Below are 22,933 nucleotides of genomic sequence, written 5' to 3'. Positions count from 1 at the left end.
GCGTCGGCGTCGGGCGCACCTTCTGGCCGGCCGTCCCGCCCGGCTGGCCGAGTGGGGCGGGGGCCGTGTCGGCCCGTCGACTGCCCGGTTGCACACAGCTCCGGCGTCGCTTGCTGGCCCCGGCCTCCGGAAACTACTCTGAATGCGCTTACATTGTCTACGGTTCACGTTCCGACAAGCACGGGGGTTCCGTCCCATGAACGTTTCCGGTACTGCCCCCACGGTGTACGACGTGGCCGAACGGTCCGGTGTCTCCATCGCCACGGTGTCCCGCGTCTACCGCAATCCCGAGGCCGTACGGCCCGAGACCCGGGAGCGTGTCCTTGCCGCGGCCCGTGATCTGGGCTATGTGCCCAGTGGTAGCGCGAGAGGGCTCGCCAGCCGCTCCACCGGCGTCCTGGGGCTGTGCTTTTCCGACTACTCCGACCCGGATGTGGAAGCGGCGGCGACGGATGACGACGACGCGGCGATGCTCTATTCGGACGAGATCATCCGGGGCATGGAACGGGCGGCACGCCGCCACGGCTACGCGCTGCTGATCGCGGGATCGCTGCAGGGCAGCTCCGAGGTGGCTAAGGTGGCCGGGCGGGTCGACGGATTCGCGGTGATCGCCCGCACCGTGGCGACGTCGGAGCTGGAGCGCATCTCCAGGCGTCAGCCGGTGGTGATGCTGTCCGGGCCGCGCGAGGACGTCGACGGCGCGGACCACCTGGATCACATCGAGGTCGCCAACTTCGACGGTCAGCGGGAGCTGACGCGCCACCTCATCGAGGACCACGGCCTGCGCCGGCTCGCCTACATCGCCGGTGGCGAGGACTCTCCGGATGCGCAGGCCCGCTTCCGGGGTTTTCTGGCGGCCTGCCAGGCCGCGGGGGTGGAGGTGGATGACGAGCCGGCGCTGCGCGTGTGGATGACACAGGCGGAAGGGGCGCGCGCCGCGGACGTGCTGTGCGAACGGGGCGGTGAGCTGCCCCAGGCGTTCCTCTTCGCCAATGACCAGATGGCCGTCGGCGCTCTGCACGCGCTGGAACGGCGGGGGTTGAGGGTTCCGGACGATGTGGTGGTGACCGGCTTCGACGGGATCCCCCTCAGCCGTCTGGTCCGCCCGCCGCTGACCACCGTGCGTCAACCGATGCTGCGCATGGGGGAGGCGGCCGTGGACCTGCTCGTGGAGCGTCTGAGCGGTCGACGCACGGGAGACCCGGTGTCGATGATGCTTCCCGTGACGGTCGTACCCCGCGCCAGCTGCGGGTGCGGCGATGAAGTGGCGGCGGGGCCGGGCGGGCGGTGAGCCGCCCGCCCGCTTGTGCGCGGTGCAGTACCCATCTGAAGGCTGGCTGAGGGGTTGAGACGTGCGCCGGGGGCTCCCCGGAGTGCTGTGCGCAGCACTCCGTGACGGACCCACGGTCGCCGCATCGCCCGGGGCTTCCCGTCATGCGTCCATGCGTCATACACGGCCCGACGGCTCCGACGACTCCAATGGCTTGAATCACTGGGTGAGGGGCGCGGCTGCGCGCACCCGTCCCGCCGTCGCCCGCTGTGTTGATTTCCACCGCGGGCGCTCCACCTCATGACCGCCATTCCATGAATAATCCGGCATGTCTGTGCCATCTGGTGTCGCCGCCGTTACGGGAGCGTGACCAAACACCCTCTTGTCAGGCTCGAAGCGTCTGCCGGACAGTTATGTATGCGCTTACAGGTAGCGCATACATCGGCCATTCCCGACGAGGAGCCGTCCATGCACCACACCGCCAGAACCGCTTCGATCGCCCTCACCCTGGCGTCCGCGCTCACCCTCACCGCGTGCGGCGGCTCCGGTGGTGAGGACGTGGGTGCCGATGCGAAGCAGACCCTGACCGTCTGGGCCATGGGCGCGGAGGGCGAGAAGCTCGCCGACGTCGCCAAGGAGTACGAGAAGGCCCACTCCAACATCACCATCAAGGTGACCCCGGTCGGCTGGGACGTGGCGCACCAGAAGCTGGTCGCCGCATCCGCCGCGGGCAAGCTGCCCGATGTCATGCAGATGGGTTCGAGCTGGCTGGGCGAGTTCGCCGACATGGGCGCCCTGGAACCGGTCGACACCAAGGTCTTTCACAAGGCCGACTTCTTCCCGGCCGCCTGGGAGCAGGGCACGTACGACGGCAAGACCTACGGTGTTCCGTGGTACGTCGACACCCGCGTCCTCTTCTACCGCACCGACCTGGCCAAGAAGGCCGGCCTGAACGGCGCACCGGCCACGATGGCGGACCTGCAGAAGGCCGCCGAGGCGTATCAGGGCAAGGCCGGCACCAAGTGGGGACTGGCCATCCAGCCGAGCAACCAGGACGCCGTCCAGAGCTTCTACCCGTTCCTGTACTCCGCGGGCGGCGCGGTCCTCGACGACAACGGCAAGCCCGTCGTCAACAGCCCCGAGGCCGTCAAGGCACTGGAGAACTACGCCAGCTTCTTCAAGAAGGGCCTGAGCGACAAGACCTTCCGGCCCGGCCAGGACGTCACCAAGGACTTCAACACCGGTGCCGTGCCGATGTTCTTCAGCGGCCCCTGGATCGTCGGCCTGCTGGACGACAACTATCCCAACCTGAAGGGCAAGTGGGCGGTCGCTCCCGTGCCGGCCGACAAAGCCTCGGTGTCGTGGGCCGGCGGGGCGAACCTGGCGGTCTCCGCGGACAGCTCGCACAAGGCCGCCGCGAAGGAGTTCATCCAGTACCTCACCGACACCAAGGGCCAGGCCGACTGGTACCGGCGCACCAAGGACCTGCCCGCCAACACCGCCGCCTGGAAGTCGGGTGAGCTTGCCACCGACGCGAACCTGAAGGTGTTCCGCGAGCAGGCGGAGACCGCGAAGGTCCTCCCGGCCCAGCCCAAGGGAACCGAGATCACCGCCAAGGTCGACGACGCGATCGGGGCGGTCACCCAGGGCAAGTCCTCCGCGAAGGCGGCCCTGGACAAGGCGCAGTCCGAGATCGAAGGACTCGTGAAGTAGGGGTGTGGCCAGGATGTCCCTCGTGACCGGATCGGCCGCCGACGGCGCGGCCCCCAAGACGAAAGCCCGGGCCGGAGGTGTGAAGCCTCCGGCCGCGGGGCCGGGGCGACGTGGCCGGAGCCGCTCGCTGAGCCGGCGCAATCTGCACGGCTGGCTGTTCTCCACACCGTTCCTGGTGCTGTTCGGCGTCTTCATGCTCTTCCCGATCGTCGCGACGCTCCTGATGAGCTTCACCGACTTCGGGGTGCGCGACGTCAGGCAGCCGCTGGAGGCGGACTTCGTCGGCCTCGACAACTATGTGAAGCTGTTCGTCGACGACACGTTTCGCACGGCCCTGTTCAACACCGCCTACTTCGTGGTCGTCGGTGTACCGGTGACCGTGCTGCTCGGCCTGCTGGCCGCCATCCTCCTGAACAACGGCATCGACCGGGCCCGGACCTTCTTCAGGGTCGGCTTCTACGCCCCGGTGGTCACCTCCATCGTCGCGGTCGCCATCGTCTGGCGCTTCGTGCTCGACCCCTCCGACGGGCTGATCGCCGGTCTTGCCTCCGAAGTGGGCGCGAAGGCACCGGACTTCCTCGGCTCCGAGACCTGGGCCATGCCCTCGCTCATCGCGCTGGCGGTGTGGCGCAACCTCGGCACCGTCATGGTGCTGTTCATCGCGGGGCTGCAGGCGATTCCCACCGAGGTACGGGAGGCCGCGCGCCTCGACGGGGCCAGTGGCTGGGCGGAACTGCGGCGCATCACCGTGCCGTTGCTGCGGCCGACGCTCCTCTACGCCACCGTCATCACCACCATCGGCTACCTCAACGTCTTCGAGGAGCCCTTCGTGATGACCCAGGGCGGCCCCGACAACGCCACCCTGACCGTGTCTCTGGACATGTACAGGGAGGGCTTCAACTTCTTCCACATGGGCTATGCGAGCGCCATGGCGTACGTGCTGTTCGTGGTGATCATGGGCATCACGGTGCTCCAGCTCCGACTGCTGAAGGACAACACCCGATGAGCGCCCCCACGGCAACCGCACCGACCGGCCGCCGCAGCGAGGGCCGCGTCCGTAAACCGCTGCTGTATGTGATCGCGTCGCTGGGGCTGCTGGTGATGGCGGCACCGCTTTTGTGGATGGCGCTGTCCGCGTTCAAGACGAAGAAGGATCTGACGGCCAGCCCGCCCGTGTGGCTCCCGTCGCAGTGGACCCTGAGCAACTTCAGCCAGCTGCTCGACCAGCTGAACATGCCGCGGTACTTCATGAACTCGCTGATCGTGGCGGTGCTCGTGACCGTGTGCAATCTGCTGTTCTGCTCGATGGTCGGCTACGCGCTGGCGAAACTCGACTTCACCGGCCGCTCCCGGGTCTTCGGCGTCGTGCTCATCGCCCTGATGGTGCCGGGCAACCTGCTGATCCTGCCGCTGTACGTGCTGATGAACAAGCTCAGCCTCATCGACACCTACGCCGGGCTCGTCCTGCCCTTCGCGGCGGGCGCCTTCGGAGTCTTCCTGATGCGGCAGTTCATGCAGTCCGTCCCGGACGAACTGCTCGAAGCGGCCCGGATCGACGGCGCCGGCGAGTGGTTCATCTTCTTCCGCATCGTGCTGCCGCTGGTCAGGCCGGCCCTGGCCACCCTGGCGATCTTCACCTTCCTCGGCTCCTGGAACAACTTCGTCTGGCCCTTGATCGCGACCAACGACCCCGGCAAGTACACCCTGCCGGTGGCCCTGGCCACCTTCGCCAACGACCCCAACCGCACCATCGCCGGCGGCAACGGAATGCTGATGGCCGGCTCCCTGCTGGTGGTGCTGCCCGTCCTGGTCGTCTTCATCGCCCTGCAACGCCACTTCACCCAGGGCATCGCGACCGCCGGCCTGAAGTAGCCAGCCACCCCTTCAACTCACCGTCCGGCTCCCGCACCTCACGTACGCCGACCGGACCTGCCTGCCCCCCCCACCAGAGAGACAGAAACGCACGATGACGCAGACTGCGACCCGCTTCCCCGACGGCTTCCTGTGGGGCGCCTCCACCGCCGCCCACCAGATCGAGGGAAACAACGTCAACAGCGACTGGTGGCGCAAGGAACACGACCCCGCGGCGAAGATCCCCGAACCGAGTCTGGACGCCTGCGACAGCTACCACCGCTGGGAGCAGGACATGGACCTGCTCGCCGAACTCGGCTTCACCGACTACCGCTTCAGCGTCGAGTGGGCCCGCATCGAACCGGTCCCCGGCACCTTCTCCCGAGCCGAGATCGCGCACTACCGCCGCATGGTGGAAGGCGCCCTCGCCCGCGGGCTGCGCCCGATGGTGACCCTGCACCACTTCACCGTCCCGCAGTGGTTCGAGGACCTCGGCGGCTTCACCGCCGACGGGGCCGTGGAGCTGTTCGCCCGGTACGTCGAAGCGTGCGCGCCGATCATCGCCGACGGCGTCCGCCACGTGTGCACCATCAACGAACCCAACATGATCGCCGTGATGGCGGGTGCCGCGAAGGCGGGCGACCAGGGCTTCCCGCCGGCGGGCCTGCCCACCCCCGACGAGGAGACCACCCACGCGGTCATCGCCGCGCACCACGCCGCGGTCAAGGCCGTACGCGCCATCAACTCCGACATCCAGGTCGGCTGGACCGTCGCCAACCAGGTCTACCAGGCCCTGCCCGGCGCCGAGGAGGTCACCGCCGCCTACCGCCACCCCCGCGAGGACGTCTTCATCGAAGCCGCCCGCGGAGACGACTGGATCGGTGTCCAGTCCTACACCCGCACCAAGATCGGCCCCGACGGCCCGATCCCCGCACCCGAGGACGCCGAGCGCACGCTGACGCAGTGGGAGTACTACCCGGCCGCTGTGGGCCACGCCCTGCGCCACACGGCCGACGTCATCGGCCCCGACATGCCGCTGATCGTCACCGAGAACGGCATCGCCACCGGCGACGAGACCCGCCGTATCGACTACTACACCGGCGCCCTGTCAGCGGTCGCCGCAGCGATCGAGGACGGCCTCGACGTCCAGGGCTACCTCGCCTGGAGCGCCCTGGACAACTACGAGTGGGGTTCCTACAAGCCGACCTTCGGTCTCATCGCGGTCGACCCGGCCACCTTCGAACGCACGCCCAAGCCTGCCGCCGTCTGGCTCGGCAACCTCGGCCGGACCCGCGAACTCCCGCGCGCTGCCTCCTGACACACGCGGCCGGGCCCTCCCCGCCCCGCCAAGCCCGACCGCGTGACCGGGAGCCGGTGGGACCCCTGACCCCCACCGGCTCCCGCCTGCCTGTCCAGCCAGTCCCTCACCTCACGCCCCTTCATCCGCCCCGCTTCGAGGAGTTGAGCCCGCATGAACCGTCGTCGGTTCCTCATGTCCGCCGCCGCAGGAACAGCAGCCGTCTGCGCCACCGGACCCGTCGCGTCGGCGGCTCCAGCGGCCGGTACCCTCACCGCCTCGCACGCCGCGCTGCTGCGCACCTGGTTCGAAGCGACCTACCGCTCGATCACGGCCATGACCACCGACTTCGGCCTCACCACAGACAAGATCGACGTCAGCGGCACCGGCACCCCCGTTCCCTCGCAGCAGACCTCGCCCACCAACATCGCCTGCGGGCTGTGGTCCACGGCGGCGGCAGGCGGCCTCGGCGTTATCTCCCGATCCACCATGCACCACCGGCTCGCCCGCATGGTCGCGGCCGTGGAGAAACTGGAACGCGCTCACGGCTGGTGGTTCAACTGGTACGACGCCCACGACGGCTCCGTGCTGACGACCTGGCCGGAGAACGGAGACACCGTCCGCCCGTTCCTGTCCACCGTCGACAACGCCTGGCTGGTCACCGGCCTGAAGATCGCCGCCGACGCGGAGCCAGCGCTGCGCCCGCGCATCGCCGCGCTCCTCGACACCGCCGACTGGTCGTACTACTACACGCCCTACGACGCGGCCGACCCGGTGGCCGGCCCCGGCCAGCTGCGCGGCGGCTTCTGGCCCGACAAGCCCGGCAAGGGCGAACCCACCGGTCACCACTACGGCGCCCTCAACACCGAACCCCGCATGGCGAGTTACCTCGGCATCGCCGACGGCTCGCTGCCCTGCGACCACTATTGGCACCTCTTCCGCACCTTGCTGCCCGGCATGGGGCAGGAGCAGGAACCCGCGGGCGCGTACGCCACCGTGGACGGCGTACGGGTGTGGCAGGGCCACTACACCTACCGCGGACGCAACCTCGTCCCCTCCTGGGGCGGGTCGATGTTCGAGGCCCTGATGGTGCCGCTGTTCGTACCCGAAGCGGAGTGGTCACCGCACTCCTGGGGCACCAACCACCACCGCTACGCACGCAGCCAGATCGAACACGGCCTGATCGAGGCCAAGTACGGCTACTGGGGCTTCTCACCCGCCAACATCCCCGAAGGCGGCTATCGCGAATACGGCGTCGACGCGATCGGCATGCAGGAGGACGGCTACAACAGCCTCGGCGTGGTCACCCCGCATGCCTCCTTCCTCGCCCTTCCCCAGGCACCGAACGAGGCCCTCACCAATCTCCAGGCGCTGGACCGGGCCTTCGGCGCCTACGACGACCGATACGGCTTCCGCGACTCCATCAACGTCACCACCGGCCGCGTCAGCGACTTCGTCCTCGCACTCGACCAGGGCATGATCGCCGCCGCACTCGCCCAGCAACTGCGACCGGGACTCCTGCAACGCCCCTTCCGCACGGGTGGGTTCCGGTCACGGGTACGGCCCCTGCTGGGCAAGGAACGCTTCAGCATCTGAGCTGCCGGTCCGCCACAGCGGCCGGCTCCGCCTCAGCCGTCGGAGGTGGCGTCGCGGTCGGACTCGTACGACGTCCTCCAGGTCCTCGGCATGGTGATGCTGGTCGTCTGCGCCCAGGCGCTCGTCCGGCTCCTCGTCGACCACGGTGACCGGGGGCTGCTGGACGGGCTCCCCGGCGGCTTCCTCCCCACGCTGATGGCCTACGCGGTTCTCACAGCCGCCGGTGTCGTCCTGACCGGCTGGGCCCACTGGCGTGCCAAGGCACCTGGCCGCCGCTGAGGGTCCCGTCCGGTCGCCTCGGGTGTCCGCCGACCGGGTGGATTCGCGCCGCCGTTCGGGGGCCTTCGCGGCGACGTCGGCTCGCCAACGGCTCCATCCGGCAAGGTCACAACTCCATGCGACTCTGCACGCCCGCTCACCTCTGCCTCGCGGCGGCAGCCGCCGTTCTGCTCACCGGGGCCCATCCGGCGTACGCGGACGAGCCGGCGCCCGCCTGCGCCGCGCCCGACGACCACACCTTCCCGCTGACCACCCGCATCCACGGCGGGCCCGGCGCCTACGAGGCCGGGGGCGGGTTCGGGACCTGGTACGTCGATCTGACCAACACGACCGACCGGACGTGCACCGATATCCACCCCGTCGTCGTGTTCGTCGACGACAAGCGGGTGCTGGAACCGTCGCAGCCCCGGCTGGAGTTCTTCGAGGGGGCGCGGGCGCACCCCGTGCGGTTCGAGAAGACGGATGAGGACGAGCTCATCGGGGCGTTCGCCGACGACCAGGACCGCTTCGCCGGGTTCACCGTCGGGCCGGGGAAGACCGTCTCCGTGAAAGTGCGGCTCGCGGTCACCTCGGACGCCGTACCGAACGACGTCACCGTCAACGCCGCCGTGGTGCAGCGGCACGACGACGACGGCGACTGGGTCGGGCAGTCGAACGACTACCGCTTCGGCATCGAGGACGGCGGGCCGATCGACGGGGATGAGCCGGAGACCGACGGCGGTACCGACTCCTCTCCCGGCCCCCGCCCCGACTCCGACGCCTCCGTCCCGCCCCGCGAGGACCGCCTGCCGTACGTCGAGGAGCTCGCCCGTACGGGCACCGGCGGCCAGGTGGCCGCAGCCGCCGCGGCGATCCTGCTCACCGGGGGCGGGGCACTGCTCCTCGCGCGCCGTCGCCGCTGAGCCGCTGAGCTGCTGAGTCCCCGAGCCGCCGAGTCCCCGAGCCGCGAGGAGCCGTCCCGCCTGTCGGGATGCCGTATGCGGGCCATTCCCCAAGATCCCGCCACTGTTTAGGCTGGGGCGCACGCTGGCACGCGTACGGCAGGAGATCCCGCACATGGCAGACCGCAAGCCCATCGAGTCGTGGCTCACCGACATGGACGGTGTGCTCATCCACGAGGGCGTCCCGATCCCCGGCGCCGACGCCTTCCTCAAGAAGCTGCGCGAGTCCGGAAAGCCCTTCCTGGTCCTCACCAACAACTCGATGTACACCCCGCGCGACCTGCACGCCCGGCTGCGCCGCATGGGCCTGGACGTGCCGATCGAGTCCATCTGGACCTCGGCCCTGGCCACCGCCCAGTTCCTGGACGACCAGCGGCCGGGCGGGTCGGCGTACGTCATCGGCGAGGCCGGCCTGACCACCGCCCTGCACGACATCGGCTACATCCTGACCGACCACGAGCCGGACTACGTCGTCCTCGGCGAGACCCGCACGTACTCCTTCGAGGCCATGACGAAGGCGGTACGGCTCATCATCGGCGGCGCCCGTTTCATCTGCACCAACCCCGACGAGACGGGCCCGTCCACCGAGGGCCCGCTGCCCGCGACCGGCGCGGTGGCCGCGCTGATCACCCAGGCGACCGGCAAGAAGCCGTACTTCGCGGGCAAGCCGAACCCGCTGATGATGCGGACCGGGCTGAACGCCATCGGGGCGCACTCCGAGTCCAGCGCGATGATCGGCGACCGCATGGACACGGACGTGCTGGCGGGCATGGAGGCCGGGATGCAGACGTTCCTGGTGCTCACCGGCCTGACCCGGCCCGACCAGGTCGAGGGCTTCCCGTACCGGCCGTCGCAGGTCGTGGACTCCATCGCGGACCTCGTCGACCGGGTCTGAGCCCGGGAGGCGGCAGGCCGGAAGCCGAAACCCGTCGCCACCCGTATGGAGCAGTCGCCGCGTCCCTGAGGATGCGGTGGCCCACCGTGCGGGGGACGCTCCAGGCGTCTGGAGGTTCACGATGGGTTCCCTGAGAGTCACTGTCTGTTCGAGCGTCCTGGTCGCGGCCGTCCTCACTCCGGCGGCGTACGCGGCGGACGCGGGGGGCGTCTCGGTGACCCCGGCGATCCCCGCGCCCGGCAGTGACGTCACGCTCCGCGTGACCGACTGTGCGCAGAGGACGGCCGTCGCCCGCTCGACGGCGTTCGTCGCGGACGCGCGGCTCGTCGTCACCGACGGCGAACTCGTCGGCGAGAGTCGCGTCCGCTCCACGCTCGACGCGGGGACGTACGCCGTGAAGGTCACCTGCGGGGACGCCGAACGGACCGGCACGTTCACCGTCCGGGCCCGGGAGGGTGAGGGACGGCGGCGGCCGGCGTCCAAGGCGGGCGGGCCTGCGTCCGCGTCCGGGACCGGCGGCGGGCCCCCCGCACCCGGGGTGATCGGCCGGCCCCTCACGCCCGGGGGCGTCGGACAGCCGCCCACACCCGGGACAGCCGGTCAGCCTCCCGCACCCGGCACCGTAGGCCGGCCCCCCGTCCCCGAAGGCGGTGGCCAGTCGTCCGCGCCCGGCGAAGACGGGCCCGGGCGGCAGTCCACACCCGGCGGCGACGAGCGGCAGCCCGCCCTCCGGCGGCCGGGTCCGCACGCCTCGCCCGTCGCCCCGGTCCAGGCGGGCGGCGGTGGCGCGGCGGACCTCGTCGCCGCGGAGGACCGCGGGGCCGGTCCCGGTACGGCGCAGGGGGTGACCGGCCTGGTGCTCGCGGGCGTCGCCGCGGTGGTCGTCGCACTGGGCGGTGTCCGCCGGAGCCGTGGAACGGACTGACCATGTCCGAACAGGATCGAGAACAGGAACGCGTCAAGGGCCGCTCCTCCGGCACCGGCCGCCTGCTGGCCGGCGTGACCTGGGTGGTGCTGCTGCTCGGGCTGTGGCTGTGGGGCCGCGAGGTGACCGACGTACGGCACGGCATCGCAGCCCCCACCACGGGCGACATGGCGGCGGCCGGACGGCCCCCGGACGTGAAACTGCCCCCCGCCCACCGCCCCCTCACCGACGCGCTGCCCCAGCGCGTCGACATCCCCGGGCTCGGGGTGCAGGCACCCGTGGTGGCGCGCGGCCTGGACGCACGCGGCGCGCTCGATCCGCCGCCGTACGACCAGCCGGGCGTGGTCGGCTGGTACGCGGGCGGCGTGTCGCCCGGGGCGCCGGGCACCGCGCTGATGGTCGGTCACGTCGACACCGAGACCCGGCCCGCCGTCTTCTACAAGGTCAGTGCCATGCGGCCGGGCCAGACGATCCGGGTGGTCCGGGCCGACGCCAAGGTCGCGGAGTTCACCGTCGAGTCCGTCCAGGTCCTCACCCGCGACCACTTCGACGCCCATCAGGCCTACGGGCCCCGCGAGTCGGGCCGTGCCGAACTGCGGCTGATCACCTGCGGCGGCAGTTTCGACCGTACGACCCGCAGCTACACGGCGAACGTGGTGGTGTCGGCGTACCTCACGGGAACCGGCCTCTAGTCGGCGGGCCCGAGGGCCCGGGCTGCGTGCCCGCCGGGACGGTGTGTCAGTCGATGGCGAGCCGGTCCACCAGCAGCTCCAGCCTCGGCTCGGCGTCCTCGGGCAGCAGGCGGCCCGCGCGGGTCAGGGTCGCAAGGCCGTGCAGGGCCGCCCAGAACACCTCGGTGAACAGCCCCGGGGCGACACCGTCGCCGGCGACCTCGCCGAGAGTCTCCAGCAGGGCCGCGAAGGCGTCCTTCAGAGGCTCGGGAGTGTCCTCCTGCGCGTACGCCAGGCCGCCGTCGAGCTGGAACAAGGCGTCGTAGACCGCCGGGTTGCGTGCGGCGAAGTCGAGGTAGGTGCGGGCCAGGGCGGTGACCCGGGCGCGCGGGCCGTGCACGGCGGAGGTCGCGGCCCGCACCGCCGTGGCCAGTTCGGCGGCCCCTTGAAGGGCGACGGCGCCGATGATCTCGCGCTTGCCGCGGAAGTGGCTGTAGAGGACGGGCTGACTGTATTCGATGCGCTCGGCGAGCCGGCGGGTGGTGACCGCGTCCCAGCCCTGCTGCTCGGCGAGTTCGCGGGCTGTCGCCACGATGAGGCGCTCGCGCTCCGCTCGTTCGCGCTGCTTGCGTTCCTGTACCGACATGAAGTGATCCTAGCACCGCTAGACAACCGAGCGGCGGTAGTACTAGCGTTGCCTTATCCGCTAGCAACGCTAGTTCACGGGAGGGATCGTCATGCTCGGCACACTTGAGGTCGTCACCACCGTCGTCGTCGGCCTGATGGTGGGGGTGGAGTTCTCCGTCGCCTTCGTCATGAACCGGATCTTGAACGCGCTTCCTGAGGACAGCGGCCAGCTCGGCCACGCCCATGGCGGCCGGATGCTCGGCGCCCTGATGCCGTTCTGGTACATCGGCTCGCTCGTCCTCAGCGCGATCTGGGCCGCCGCCGGATGGCACCACCACGGCGCCGGACTCGTCGTCACCGCCGCCGCACTGCTGATCGTCAGCGTGGTCATGTCGATGCTGCTGCTCGTCCCGATCAACAACCGGAACAAGACCTGGACCCCCGAGAACCGGCCCGCGGACTGGAAGGAGCAGCTGAACCGCTGGGAGCGCTGGCACTACCTCCGCGTCGCCGTCCTCATCGCCGCCTTCACCCTGCTCGTCTCCGCCCTCGTCTGAAACCACTGCTGCGAAGACCCGCAAGGAGAGAGCAATGTCGCTGAAGAAGGTCAACACCGTCCTGGCCGCCGCCTTCATCCTCTTCATCCTCTGGTTCGGGACGGATTTCATCCTGACCCCGGAGACGACGGCGCCGGGCTTCGGCCTGCCGAGCTGGCCGTCCGGCGACGGCGACGGCTTCCTGGTCGTCAAGGGAATCCGCGACGTCGTCCTGGCCCTGGTCCTCGGCATCCTGCTGGTGACGGGCCACCGCCGGGCGCTGGGCTGGGTGCTGCTGGTGGAGGCCCTCGCCGCGTACGGCGACATGGCCACCGTGCTGGCCCACCACGGCTCCGTGGCCACCGCGCTCGGCGTCCACGGCCTGACCGCGACACTGATGGTGGTCAACGGCCTGCTGATCATGCGCGAGACCCGCGAGGTCGCGGCCGCTCCGGCAACACGCCGGCCGGCCGCGTCACCAACCTCTCCGGCCGGCACACCTGCCAGCCCGGATGCCCACCCAGCCCGGTCGACGACCCGCTCCCCCTGAAGTCGCCGACCGGGCTGGTCCTCGACCGCGCGCACGGGCTGCGGGAGTAACCCGGCGAGCCGCGCGGGAGGGCGCGGGAGCCACGGGGGGTGAAACTCTGGCCGGAGGCCGGGCCCGGCTGAGAAGACTGTAGAACCAACGGGCCGTCCCGGCCTAGAGGTTGAATAACGCCAAGTCCCGCTACGGTGGCTCTGCGTCATCCACACAGGTGGCTTCGGCCTCGTGGGGGTTGAGCGGCGTATGCCAGGATTGAGGCTTGGAACGGTGCACCCAAGGGGGAGTTGGATGTACGGCAGCAGGGGGGCAGGGGCGTCCGCCGGGAGGCGGGTGTCCGCGGTGGTGCTGGGGGCGGCACTGCTGATCACGGGGTGTTCGTCCGGCGGGGGAGACGGATCGGACAAGGGCGACGGCGCGGGCGCCGGGATCACCCAACAGCCCAAGGAGACCGCCCCGTTCTGGGTCAACCCGGACGGCACCGCGGCCCGGCAGGTCGCCGCCCTGGAGAAGGCCGGCAAGAAGCAGGACGCCGAGCACATCCGCAGGATCGCCGAGCAGCCGGTCGCCGAGTGGATCGGCCCGGACAACCCCGAGGAGCAGACCCGGGGCTTCACCGAGGCCGCCGACAAGGCCGGCCGTACGGCACTGCTCGTCCTCTACAACATCCCGCACCGCGACTGCGGCCAGTACTCCCAGGGCGGCGCCGCCGACGGCAACGCCTACCGCCAGTGGCTCGACGGCGTGGCGTCGGGCATCGGCGACCGCTCCGCCACGGTCATCCTCGAACCGGACGCGCTGCTGCACCTGGTGGACGGCTGCACGCCGGAACAGTTCCACGAGGAGCGCTACGACCTCCTCAAGGGCGCCGTCACCAAGCTGAAGTCCCTGAAGAACACGAAGGTGTACCTGGACGCGGGCAACGCCGGCTGGCAGCACCCCGACCAGATCTTCGAGCCGCTGCAGCGGGCCGGCATCGAGCAGGCCGACGGCTTCTCCGTCAACGTCTCCAACTTCTACTCCACCGACGACTCCATCGCCTACGGCAAGCAGCTCTCCACCAAGGTCGCGGGCAAGCACTTCGTCATCGACACCAGCCGCAACGGCAAGGGCCCCTACACCCAGGGCAGCCCGGACGAACGCTGGTGCAACCCGCCGGGCCGCGCCCTGGGCGAGACACCGACGACCAGGACGGCGGACCCCCTGGTCGACGCGTACCTGTGGGTCAAGCGGCCGGGCGAGTCGGACGGCGAGTGCAAGGGCGGGCCCAAGGCGGGCCAGTGGTGGGGGGACTACGCGCTGAAGCTGGCCAAGGCGAGTTCCTGACTAGAAGGCCGGGCACACGTCGTCGACCAGGTCGGGATCGACGGCCAGTTCCTTCTCGGTCTTCGTCAGCTCCCGCCCGGCCAGGGCGCACAGCCGGTCCATCCAGCGTTCGGGGTCCAGGGGGATCACGGAGGTGCGGGAGCCGTCGACGATCGTCAGGGACTTGCCGTCGGTGCTCGGTGAGAGGACCGAGCCATAGCCCACGTAGTAGCGGTAGGTGTCCTGGCGCTCGTCGATGTCCCAGACGACTTGTTCGCCGGCGGCTGTGGTCGTGTGGAGCAGGCGGTCGCCGAGGAAGCGGCCGAGGTAGTAGACGCCGCTGTTGGTGAGTTCAGGAAGATCCCGCTTCTTCTCGACGTCCCACAGCCGTACCCGCCCGTCGGCGTACTGCACGGCGAGGATCCTGCCGTCGGGCGAGAGGGCGAACGACCGGACCGACCGGTCCCTGTCCTCCCTCTTGATCCATCTCTTGAACTCACCGGTGGTGAAGTCCCAGACGCCGATCTCGGCCACCGTCCGCACCACCGCCTGCGCTTTGCCGGGTATGGCGGCGCCGAAGGTGCCGGCCGCCTCGTTGGCGAGCTGCGCACGCTCCTGGACCGGGGGCCGGTAGACCTCGCCGACCGGCTTGCCCGTGGCGAGATCCCAGCGGGAGACGTACGACAGCCCCGAGATCACGGCGTGGTCGTCGTCGGAGAAGCTCAGGTTGATCCAGGACGGGACGAGCCCCGTCTGCGGGTCCGCTCCGGAAGCCGTGATGCCGGGCGGGGCGGGCAGTTCGAGGACGTGCTCCTCCTTGAGGGAGCCGTTGTCGATCCGCCAGACGAGGACCGTCCGCTCGTCCTGGGCGATGGTCAGCATCCGTCGCCCGTCCGGGCTGAAGGCGGCGTACTGCCGGGCCAGCGGCCGGGACGGGCGCGCGGTCGCCAGGAGCCGGTGGTCGGCCAGGTTCCACAGCTGCAGTCCGCTGCCGCTGGTGTCGACGACCGCCATCCTGCCGCTGGGGCCGTCCGGGGTGCGGATGCGGTTGACCAGGGAGTTGGAGTCGAAGGACGTGGGCGGCCTGACGCGTACGGTGACGATGCTTCCGCCGACGGCGACGGCGGCACGCAGGTGGTCCGGAGGGCCGGCGAGGGCGACCGCCGGAGCGAACGGGCGCCCGGTGATGTTCTGGTCCTCGGGGGCCGCGGCGGGGGTGTCGAAGGTGGCCGGCCAGCCCTTCTCCAGGTCGATGACGAGGAACCGCATCCGGCCCAGGTCGCTGCCGATGCGCCCGGTGGGATTGACCAGGTAGCGGCCCGTGGCGTCGAGCCGGGGCGTGTACAGCGGGCACAGCCCCTGGAAGCTGGTGTTGCTCCAGCTCTGGAAGCGCCGGGGCGTGGTGCCCAGCCGCCACGCTTCGAGTGCGCCCTGCTCGGTGCAGGTGACCAGGACGCGGCCGTTGCCGCTGACGGTCGCGGAGGCGGTGGCGCGCTCGTCCCAGGGGCGGCGCAGCGAACCCTGGTCGAGGTCCCAGGAGACCAGCCGGCCCCGTGCGTCGTCCGCTTCCGCCCCGGAGGGCACGATCCGCGCCACGACCGTGTCGTCCGCGGCGAACCAGGCCTGTGCCGCGTCCCAGCCGCGCGGCGGGGCCAGGGTGGGGCCCGTGCGGCGGCCGTCGTCCGCGTTCCACACGAGCACGCCCTCGTGGGGGATCGCGGCGAGGAGCCGCTTCCTGTCCCCGTCGAAGCGCAGGTCGTTGGGCTCGCGCGGGTTCTTCTTCACGGCCTCGCCCTCGCGCAGGGTGATGACCCGGAATTTGTCGGGGTCGGAGGAGAGCGGTACGCCGAGGGAGATCAGACCCCAGTCCCTCGCCCGGGCCACCCTCCGCCCGTCGGCCGACACGGCGATCCGCTCGGTGTCACGCCGTGTCGAGAAGAGTTTGGGTTCGGGCCGTTTGTTCCCCCGCAGGTCCAGCCGCACGAAGTCGCCGTTGCCCAGCACGGTGTAGGCGAACGAGCCGTCGTCCGTGAGGGCGATGTCCTCCACCTCGTTACGCCCCTCCATCACCACCCGCTCCTCGTCCTGCGACCGCAGGTACTGCGCGAGCAGCGCGGAACGCGCGTCCGGCCGGGCCTCGGCCCGGTACGCCCCGACCGCATACAGCGAAGAGACGGTCAGCGAGGTGCCGTCCAAGGCGGCGGCCTGCTGCGCCAACCGGTCCGAAGCCAGCCGCCGCTGCTCCGTCAGCAGGTTCAGATACAGCACGGACACCACCGTCGCCGCCACCACGGCCAGCACCGTGACCACCGCCCACAGCACCCGCAGATACCGCTTCCGGCGCTCCGACCGCGCGGTCTCCTGCGCCTTACGTGCCCGCAGCCCGGCACTCGCCTCGATGAACTCCCGGTCCTCGTCCGTCAGTTCGGCACGCCGCCGGGCGAGCCACCCTTCCGCCACCGGCAGCGCCGGATCCTCCAGCAGCAGGCCGTCGGGCCGTCCTGCCCGCCACCAGCGGGCGCGGTCGTAGCGCAGTTCGCCGCGCCAGGTGAGGAACGTACTGTCTTTCTCCAGCTGCGTCGCGAGCGGCTGCCAGTGCTCGATGAGGGCCTCGTGAGCCAGCTCGACCGTCTCGCCCCGCTCGGGGTCCGCGCCCAGGACCAGGACCCGGGCCTCGGCGAGTGCGCGGGCGATGGCCCACTGCTCCTCGCCCACGTCGCGGCGGGCGAGCCGGGCGCGCAGGGCCGTGCCGCTGCCGGGCGGGATCTGGACCAGCGCGCGCAGCAGCCCGGTCGCGGCCTCCTCCGACGCTCCCCGCAGCGCCCGCTGCCACGCGGAGTCCGCCCTGCTGCTCAGCACCCCGCCGAGGCCGCCGAGTTCGCGATAGGTGTCGAGGCGGAGCCGGCCGCCGACCTGCCGTTCCCACAGGGTGGTCAGGACGAACCCGAGCAGGGGCAGGGCGCCGGGCCGGCCCGCCGCGTCCTCGATGAGCCGGTCGGCCAGTCCGCTGTCGTACTCCACGCCGGGGAAGGCCCGCAGCGGCAGCCGGACCACCTCGGTGAGCTGCTCGCGGGTCATCAGGCCCAGCTGGTGCGCGGGCGCCCCGCCGACCAGCCGGCTCAGCTCCGGGTGGCGCAGGGCCGCGTCCTGGAAGTCGGTCCGCAGAGCGACCAGGACCGCCACCGAGGGGTGCCTGCAGGCGTCGAGGAGGGCGTCGACCAGGGTGCGCAGCTCCTCCTCGGGACGCAGCAGCAGCGCCTCCGCCTGGTCGAGGGCCAGCACGACTCCGCGGGCCGAGCGGTGGGTGCGCAGCGCCTCCCGGATCACCTCGGCGTCCGGCTGCCGGCCCTCCGCACGCAGGGTGACGACTTCGGCGTCCTGTTCCTTCAGGCGGGGCAGCACGCCCGCCATGAGGAGGGAAGACTTGCCGGAGCCGGAGGGGCCGGTCAGGGTCACACAGCCCTCGGGCGACCCGTGCGGGCAGAGCAGGTCGACGACCGCGGTGACGTCCTCGTCCCGGCCGTAGAAGTGCGCGCTGTGCTCCTCGGTGTACGGGCGCAGGCCCGGGAACGGGGAGTCGGGCGCGAGCAGTTCGGCCAGCTCCGGGAGTTCGTCGAGGACCGTGCGGGTCGGGATGCAGAAGGCCTGTCCCCGGTGGGCCGGTGAGATCGAGGCGACGATGCCGACCACGGCACCGAGGTCGTCGTCCCACACGGCCGAGCCGCTGAAGCCGGGCTGGATGGGGTCCGACTGCCCGTCGAGCGGCGACATCTGAAGCCGGCCGGTGCCGGTCCGGGCGCGCAGCCGGGCGGTGTGCCAGCCGCCGCCGGTGTCGTCCCTCGGCAGGCCGAAAACGATGGCTCGGTGGTCCCAGACGTCCCGGGGCGCCACCATCAGGACCGGCCGGGCCCCGGGAAGCGGGCGGGGCAGGGACAGTACGGCGATGTCCCCGGTGCCGTTCGCCCGTACGGGCACCCAGTCGCGGACGACGGCGTCCACCGGCTCGCCCTCGCGCAGGACCAGCCGGACACCGTGGGGTCCCTCGGGGAGCTCCTCCTCGTGGACCGGCCGCCCAGAGGCCTCCAGGACGACATGGGCGCAGGTCAGCACCAGCGTGGGCGCGATCAGCACCCCCAGGCCGCCGATGTGCCCGTCCCTGCCCGTGACCTGTACGGTCGCGGCGGCCAGGACGTCCTCGGCCACCGGGTCCGACGTGGTCGACTCGGTCATCTCCCGTTTCCCCCGCCACCGCCCGCCACACATGTCGATCTCGTACCGAGGGAACCCAGATGCCGAGCCGAGGTCAAGCCGGTTTCCCGTCAACACCCGGACATGCGAAAGGGGCGCCCCCGCACGGGAGAGCGCCCCGATCAGCCGGTTCCTACGGCACCTTGACCCACTGCGCCTTGCTCGGCGTGCCCCGGTCGTCCGTCACGAACAGCATGTACCAGCCCGCCTGGACGAGGTTGCGGTTCTCCGGCACGGTCACCGTCAGCTTGTCGCCGGACGCCTTGAAGTCCAGCGCGATCGACCGCTGGTCGACGTCCGTGACGTGTGTGGAGGCGCTCGGGCGGATCAGCCGGACCTTCTTGATCCTGGACGCGTCCGACGAGGTGAACGTGCCCGTCCCGCCGCGCTCGATGGTCTGCGGCCCGCCCGACAGCGAGGGCTGGTCCCCGTCGCCGTAGAGATACGGCGGCGTGTAGATCTCGATGCGCTGCTCGAACACGCCCGGCTTGGTGTTGGCCTTGTCGGCGTACAGCGAGTCCGAGCCGAAGAACATCACACGACCGTCGGGCAGCAGGATCGACCCGGAGTGGTAGTTGCGGCCGACCAGCGGGTCGGCGACCCGCCGGAGCTGGTTCTTCTCCGTGTCGTAGAGCCGTGCCTGAAGGATGTTGGAGTCGCCGCGCCCGCGGTAGTCCTCCGAGCCGCCGGAGATCAGCACGCTGTCGTCGGGCAGGACGGAGGCCTGCGGGTAGCGCGTGCCCTTCTCCAGGGACGGGCCGTCCACGAAGCGCGGGTTGCCGGCCTTGAGGTCGACGATCCGGGTCTTCTCGCTGGACTCCTTGGACTCGCCGACGCCACCGCCGCCGATCACCATGTACTTCTCGTCCTGCGCGGGCGGCAGCAGCACCGTGCCCGACGTCTCCATCAGCGTGGGGTCGCTCAGGCCGGGGATCTTCGTGAACTTGTTGGTGTCCACGTCCCACACGCCCGGGTCACGGCCCACGTCGTCCGGTCCGTAGCCCGCGTTGGACCCGGAGTAGAAGACCTTGCCGTTCTGCATGAGGAACAGCGCCGGGTAGGTCGGGAACTGCCGGATCTTGCCCGTGTAGCTCCACTTCCTGGTCTTCGGGTCGAAGACCTCGTTCTTGCCGGGGACGAGCTGGCCGATGTCGTCGAGGCCGGAGACGCTGAGGATCTTCCCGTCGCTCAGGGTGGTGAGCGTCGGGTACCAGCGGGCCTCCTTCATCGGGTCGACCTTGATGTACTTCTCGGCCACGGGATCGAACTCGAAGGCGTCCCGGATCCCCTGGAAGTCCTTCTTGTCCAGGGCGAGTTTCTGCGCGATGCCGTAGGTGTTCTTGGCGTCGGCGCCCTTCAGGCCCTGCACGCGGTAGTTGTCCTGCGTGCCCGTCTCGTACTTCCGGCCCCGCTTCTGCGCCTCGACGTAGATCCGGCCGAGGCCGGGATCGTTGCGCAGGAACCTGCCGGTCGCCTTGTCGAAGACCTTCTTCGCGCGCGGCACGAGCACCGGGTCCTTCGAGACGAAGGTCTTGCCGTTCTCCTTGCCGGTGAACTTCGTGCCGGCGGGCAGCGTGATCGGCTTGTCCGGGTTCTCGTTGTGGACGATCATCAGGCCGCCGGCCTTGGTGACGTCACCCTTGAGTTTCTCGTACCGCTTGGTGCCGCCCGCGATGAGCAGATTGCCGTTGGCGAGCTGGGTGTGGCCCGTGCAGAACAGGTCGCTGGGCGTCGGGACCTTCTTGATGGTGCCCTTGACGGGGTCCCAGATCCGGGTGTCGAACTTCTTCGCGTCGAAGTTGTCCTGGTTGTTGCCCGACCCGGCGACGAGCAGCACCTTGCCGGTGCGCAGCAGCGCCGCGTGGATCGTGTTCTGCCGGTACTCCTCGGGAAACTCGATGATCTCCCACTTGCCGTTCGCGGCCTTGTACTCCGGCTTGTTGATTGTGTACTGGTGGTATTTCTCGGTGCTGAAGCGGTAGAGCCACGGCCCGTTCATCCCGGCCAGCGCGAGTACCACCGCCGTGCCGATCGCGAATCGACGGGCCCGGCGGCGGCCTGCACGGTCGTTCATTCCTTACGTCCCCCAAGTCCACCAAGGGCAATCTGCATGGTCTGGTCGGTCCCCCCGACCTCCCCGTTTGCGCCAGGGGTGGCGGCCCAACCGGGCTTGTGCTGCGGGGTGTGCGCCGCCGACGGCTGCTGCGGAATGGGCAGCGGCTGCGTCCGGTGCGGCCCCGCAGAATCCTGCGGCTGCTCCAGGGCGTCGGCGGCGGGCTTCTTCGCGTCCTGCCGCAGCTGCCAGCGCCAGGCGAAGACCGGCGAGGCGGTGATCAGCAGCGCGAACGTCGCCCAGATGATCATCGCGGGGTGCGAGTGGCCGAAGACGAAGCCGGCCGTGATCGACGCGCCGAAGATCGCGACGAAGTACCAGTGGTAGCGGAACGTCGCGAACCAGCGGTCCGGGCTCGCCGAGTCGCCCTTGGGCGTGACCACGAACTTGCTCTTGCGCCGCAGCACGGAGTCGATCAGCGCCTTGGCGTACAACGGCGCCGACAACGCGGACATCACCATGCCGGCCACACCGCCGGAGCCCTCCGGCTCGTGCGGCGAGACGTTGTGCCGGCGGTTCCAGACGTACAGACCGATCTGGAGCGCGGAGGCGTTGCCGTACAGCATCAGCCAGACCGCCGGGTCGATGTTCACACCCGAGGCGCCCAGGCCCAGGAACAGGGCGCAACTGAGCGCCGCCAGGATCCAGTTCAGGGCGGACATCGGGTAGAAGATGATCATCATCGTGTAGTTGAAGAGCTTGCTCGGCGGCAGTGAGTACCAGCCCTTCCAGTACTGCTTGAGGATCGTCTCGTACGTCCCTCGCGACCAGCGCATCTGCTGCGTGAAGAAGTCCGTCCAGGCGCTGGGGCCCTCACCGACCGCGAGCACGTCCGGCGTGTACACCGAGCGCCACTTGTTGCCCGTCGCCGGGTTCTTGTGGCGGTGCATCTCGAAGCCGGTCGCCATGTCCTCGGTGATCGAGTCGTACAGACCGCCGATCTGCTTCAGCGCCTTGATGCGCACGGCGTTGGAGGTGCCGACGAACATCGGGGCGCCGTAGCGGTTGCCGGCGCGCTGGATCAGCGCGTGGAACAGGAACTGCTGCGACTCGGCGGCCTTGGTGATGGGGTTGTCGTAGTTGCCGTAGACCTGCGGGCCGATGACGAAGCCGACGTCCGGGTCGCGGAAGAAGCCGAGCATCCGCTCCAGGTAGTTGGGCAGCGGCACGTGGTCGGTGTCGACCGAGGCGAAGAAGTCGTAGTCGTCGCCGTGCGCTTCGAGCCAGGCGTTGTAGTTGCCGTGCTTGGTCTTGGCGCGGTGCGGGCCCTTGGCCTGGTTCCACCTGGCGACGCCCTTGCGGGAGAAGTGGTGCACGCCGAGGCGCTCGCAGACCGCCTTCACCTCGGGGTCGTCGCCCTCGTCGAGCAGCCACACGTGCATCAGGCCCCGGTGGCGGATCCTGACGGCCGCCTCCAGGGTCTTCGTCACCATCTCCAGCGGTTCCTTGCCGGGCACGAAGGAGGTGAGGAAGGCCACGCGGGTGCCGGTCTCGGGTACCACCGGGATCGGGTCGCGGGCGACCAGTGTGGCGTGCGCGTTCGACACCACGTTCATGCAGCGGAAGAGCTCGATCAGACCGATCGAGACCAGCATGACGATGTCCAGCGCGGGCAGCCAGTCGAAGGCCGGGTAGTCGCGCTCGGTCCAGTGCTCGGGCTGGAGCAGCCACACCAGCAGCACCACGGACAGCACGGGGGCCGCGGCCAGCATCAGCGCGACTCTTATGCGGTGTGGTTCCTGCGAGATCAGCGACCGGTACTGCACCTTGTACGGCTTGGTCGGATCAGGTTGGGTGAGGGGACCGGCGAGCCGGCTGTAGTGCTCGTAGTCGTATCTCGGCAGCGTCTTCTTGATCCGCCGGAAGGTCCCCGTGGTGCTCATCCGATGAGCCGGAACCCTGAGCTGGGTGGTCTGGGCCGGGTCGTGGTCCTGCTGTCGGGCGCCCGTCGGCCTCGACGTCATGAGTCATTCCCCCCACACGCGGACACCGCGTGTTTCGTCGCTTCCTTCCGTCTGCGCCAGGTCCCCCTCGACCTTCACAGACGTATCAGTGGTGGGTCGCTGTCACCACGTCATCCACACCTTATAGACACGGCAACGCGACCTTCCGGTTGCATGAT

At 70.2% G+C, this 22,933-nt stretch carries 17 protein-coding genes and 1 pseudogene; 14 read left to right on the top strand and 4 right to left on the bottom strand.

Translation table 11 applies throughout. The features are described from left to right. Positions 1-196: 196 nt before the first annotated feature. The 11 genes from ACFZDA_RS08085 (at position 197) to ACFZDA_RS08035 (ending at position 11,459) form a co-directional block, all read left to right on the top strand. Positions 197-1,291 (top strand): substrate-binding domain-containing protein, encoded by a 1,095-nt coding sequence (locus ACFZDA_RS08085; RefSeq protein ID WP_391076614.1) that lies wholly within the window; start codon positions 197-199, stop codon positions 1,289-1,291. Positions 1,292-1,738: 447 nt separating this feature from the next. Continuing rightward, entirely contained in the window at positions 1,739-2,983 is a 1,245-nt protein-coding gene (locus ACFZDA_RS08080; RefSeq protein ID WP_391076612.1) for an extracellular solute-binding protein, read from the top strand. A 13-nt stretch (positions 2,984-2,996) separates the two neighbouring features. Then, positions 2,997-3,989, top strand: coding sequence for an ABC transporter permease subunit (locus tag ACFZDA_RS08075; RefSeq protein WP_391076609.1), 993 nt, complete (start codon positions 2,997-2,999; stop codon positions 3,987-3,989). Further along, positions 3,986-4,855 carry an ABC transporter permease subunit gene (locus tag ACFZDA_RS08070; RefSeq protein ID WP_391076606.1) on the top strand — a complete coding sequence of 290 codons (870 nt, stop codon included), beginning with the start codon at positions 3,986-3,988 and terminating at the stop codon, positions 4,853-4,855. The genes ACFZDA_RS08075 and ACFZDA_RS08070 overlap by 4 nt, the downstream gene beginning before the upstream one ends. Before the next feature lie 94 nt (positions 4,856-4,949). Beyond that, positions 4,950-6,152 (top strand): family 1 glycosylhydrolase, encoded by a 1,203-nt coding sequence (locus ACFZDA_RS08065; RefSeq protein WP_391076603.1) that lies wholly within the window; start codon positions 4,950-4,952, stop codon positions 6,150-6,152. A gap of 153 nt (positions 6,153-6,305) precedes the next feature. Next, complete coding sequence (locus ACFZDA_RS08060; protein WP_391076600.1) at positions 6,306-7,727, top strand: glucoamylase family protein; 1,422 nt, start codon at positions 6,306-6,308, stop codon at positions 7,725-7,727. A gap of 45 nt (positions 7,728-7,772) precedes the next feature. Then, on the top strand, positions 7,773-8,006 hold the full coding sequence (locus tag ACFZDA_RS08055) for a hypothetical protein (RefSeq protein WP_391076597.1): 234 nt from the start codon (positions 7,773-7,775) through the stop codon (positions 8,004-8,006). Between the two features lie 116 nt (positions 8,007-8,122). After that, positions 8,123-8,908: an LPXTG cell wall anchor domain-containing protein gene (locus ACFZDA_RS08050; RefSeq protein WP_391076594.1), complete on the top strand. Its 786-nt coding sequence runs from the start codon at positions 8,123-8,125 to the stop codon at positions 8,906-8,908. Between the two features lie 154 nt (positions 8,909-9,062). Next, positions 9,063-9,842: an HAD-IIA family hydrolase gene (locus tag ACFZDA_RS08045; RefSeq protein WP_391076591.1), complete on the top strand. Its 780-nt coding sequence runs from the start codon at positions 9,063-9,065 to the stop codon at positions 9,840-9,842. A 121-nt stretch (positions 9,843-9,963) separates the two neighbouring features. Then, complete coding sequence (locus ACFZDA_RS08040; RefSeq protein WP_391076588.1) at positions 9,964-10,767, top strand: hypothetical protein; 804 nt, start codon at positions 9,964-9,966, stop codon at positions 10,765-10,767. A 2-nt stretch (positions 10,768-10,769) separates the two neighbouring features. After that, positions 10,770-11,459: a class F sortase gene (locus ACFZDA_RS08035; RefSeq protein WP_391076585.1), complete on the top strand. Its 690-nt coding sequence runs from the start codon at positions 10,770-10,772 to the stop codon at positions 11,457-11,459. A gap of 46 nt (positions 11,460-11,505) precedes the next feature. Here the strand turns inward: ACFZDA_RS08035 and ACFZDA_RS08030 are convergent, their stop codons facing one another. After that, entirely contained in the window at positions 11,506-12,084 is a 579-nt protein-coding gene (locus ACFZDA_RS08030; RefSeq protein ID WP_391076582.1) for a WHG domain-containing protein, read from the bottom strand. Positions 12,085-12,175: 91 nt separating this feature from the next. Between ACFZDA_RS08030 and ACFZDA_RS08025 the strand changes: the two genes are divergently transcribed. The 3 genes and pseudogenes from ACFZDA_RS08025 (at position 12,176) to ACFZDA_RS08015 (ending at position 14,471) form a co-directional block, all read left to right on the top strand. Then, entirely contained in the window at positions 12,176-12,622 is a 447-nt protein-coding gene (locus ACFZDA_RS08025) for an anthrone oxygenase family protein (protein ID WP_391076579.1), read from the top strand. A gap of 34 nt (positions 12,623-12,656) precedes the next feature. Beyond that, positions 12,657-13,070 (top strand): annotated as a pseudogene (locus ACFZDA_RS08020) (DUF4267 domain-containing protein); the annotation flags it as partial. Between the two features lie 366 nt (positions 13,071-13,436). Then, complete coding sequence (locus ACFZDA_RS08015) at positions 13,437-14,471, top strand: glycoside hydrolase family 6 protein (protein WP_391076576.1); 1,035 nt, start codon at positions 13,437-13,439, stop codon at positions 14,469-14,471. On the opposite strand, the gene ACFZDA_RS08010 is transcribed toward ACFZDA_RS08015, so the two are convergent. The 3 genes from ACFZDA_RS08010 to ACFZDA_RS08000 form a co-directional block, all read right to left on the bottom strand. Continuing rightward, positions 14,472-18,680, bottom strand: a complete 4,209-nt coding sequence (locus ACFZDA_RS08010; protein WP_391076573.1) for a trypsin-like peptidase domain-containing protein — start codon at positions 18,678-18,680, stop codon at positions 14,472-14,474. 151 nt (positions 18,681-18,831) lie between these two features. Continuing rightward, positions 18,832-20,772, bottom strand: a complete 1,941-nt coding sequence (locus ACFZDA_RS08005) for a galactose oxidase-like domain-containing protein (protein ID WP_391076570.1) — start codon at positions 20,770-20,772, stop codon at positions 18,832-18,834. Then, positions 20,769-22,775, bottom strand: a complete 2,007-nt coding sequence (locus ACFZDA_RS08000) for a glycosyltransferase family 2 protein (protein WP_391076567.1) — start codon at positions 22,773-22,775, stop codon at positions 20,769-20,771. Before ACFZDA_RS08000 ends, ACFZDA_RS08005 begins: the two co-directional genes overlap by 4 nt. Positions 22,776-22,933 lie beyond the last annotated feature (158 nt).

Source organism: Streptomyces sp. NPDC007991 (assembly GCF_042958445.1).
In the GTDB taxonomy this organism is placed as follows: domain Bacteria; phylum Actinomycetota; class Actinomycetes; order Streptomycetales; family Streptomycetaceae; genus Streptomyces.
The sequence above is the reverse complement of the archived record's forward strand: the minus strand, read 5'-3'. Positions and strand labels throughout refer to the sequence as shown.

What these genes read in the sequence shown, in the direction of transcription:
- ACFZDA_RS08085 (WP_391076614.1), top strand. Translation starts at nt 197, where the DNA reads ATGAACGTTTCCGGTACTGCCCCCACGGTGTACGACGTGGCCGAACGG.
- ACFZDA_RS08080 (WP_391076612.1), top strand. Translation starts at nt 1,739, where the DNA reads ATGCACCACACCGCCAGAACCGCTTCGATCGCCCTCACCCTGGCGTCC.
- ACFZDA_RS08075 (WP_391076609.1), top strand. Translation starts at nt 2,997, where the DNA reads ATGTCCCTCGTGACCGGATCGGCCGCCGACGGCGCGGCCCCCAAGACG.
- ACFZDA_RS08070 (WP_391076606.1), top strand. Translation starts at nt 3,986, where the DNA reads ATGAGCGCCCCCACGGCAACCGCACCGACCGGCCGCCGCAGCGAGGGC.
- ACFZDA_RS08065 (WP_391076603.1), top strand. Translation starts at nt 4,950, where the DNA reads ATGACGCAGACTGCGACCCGCTTCCCCGACGGCTTCCTGTGGGGCGCC.
- ACFZDA_RS08060 (WP_391076600.1), top strand. Translation starts at nt 6,306, where the DNA reads ATGAACCGTCGTCGGTTCCTCATGTCCGCCGCCGCAGGAACAGCAGCC.
- ACFZDA_RS08050 (WP_391076594.1), top strand. Translation starts at nt 8,123, where the DNA reads ATGCGACTCTGCACGCCCGCTCACCTCTGCCTCGCGGCGGCAGCCGCC.
- ACFZDA_RS08045 (WP_391076591.1), top strand. Translation starts at nt 9,063, where the DNA reads ATGGCAGACCGCAAGCCCATCGAGTCGTGGCTCACCGACATGGACGGT.
- ACFZDA_RS08040 (WP_391076588.1), top strand. Translation starts at nt 9,964, where the DNA reads ATGGGTTCCCTGAGAGTCACTGTCTGTTCGAGCGTCCTGGTCGCGGCC.
- ACFZDA_RS08035 (WP_391076585.1), top strand. Translation starts at nt 10,770, where the DNA reads ATGTCCGAACAGGATCGAGAACAGGAACGCGTCAAGGGCCGCTCCTCC.
- ACFZDA_RS08030 (WP_391076582.1), bottom strand. Translation starts at nt 12,084, where the DNA reads ATGTCGGTACAGGAACGCAAGCAGCGCGAACGAGCGGAGCGCGAGCGC.
- ACFZDA_RS08025 (WP_391076579.1), top strand. Translation starts at nt 12,176, where the DNA reads ATGCTCGGCACACTTGAGGTCGTCACCACCGTCGTCGTCGGCCTGATG.
- ACFZDA_RS08015 (WP_391076576.1), top strand. Translation starts at nt 13,437, where the DNA reads ATGTACGGCAGCAGGGGGGCAGGGGCGTCCGCCGGGAGGCGGGTGTCC.
- ACFZDA_RS08010 (WP_391076573.1), bottom strand. Translation starts at nt 18,680, where the DNA reads ATGACCGAGTCGACCACGTCGGACCCGGTGGCCGAGGACGTCCTGGCC.
- ACFZDA_RS08005 (WP_391076570.1), bottom strand. Translation starts at nt 20,772, where the DNA reads ATGAACGACCGTGCAGGCCGCCGCCGGGCCCGTCGATTCGCGATCGGC.
- ACFZDA_RS08000 (WP_391076567.1), bottom strand. Translation starts at nt 22,775, where the DNA reads ATGACGTCGAGGCCGACGGGCGCCCGACAGCAGGACCACGACCCGGCC.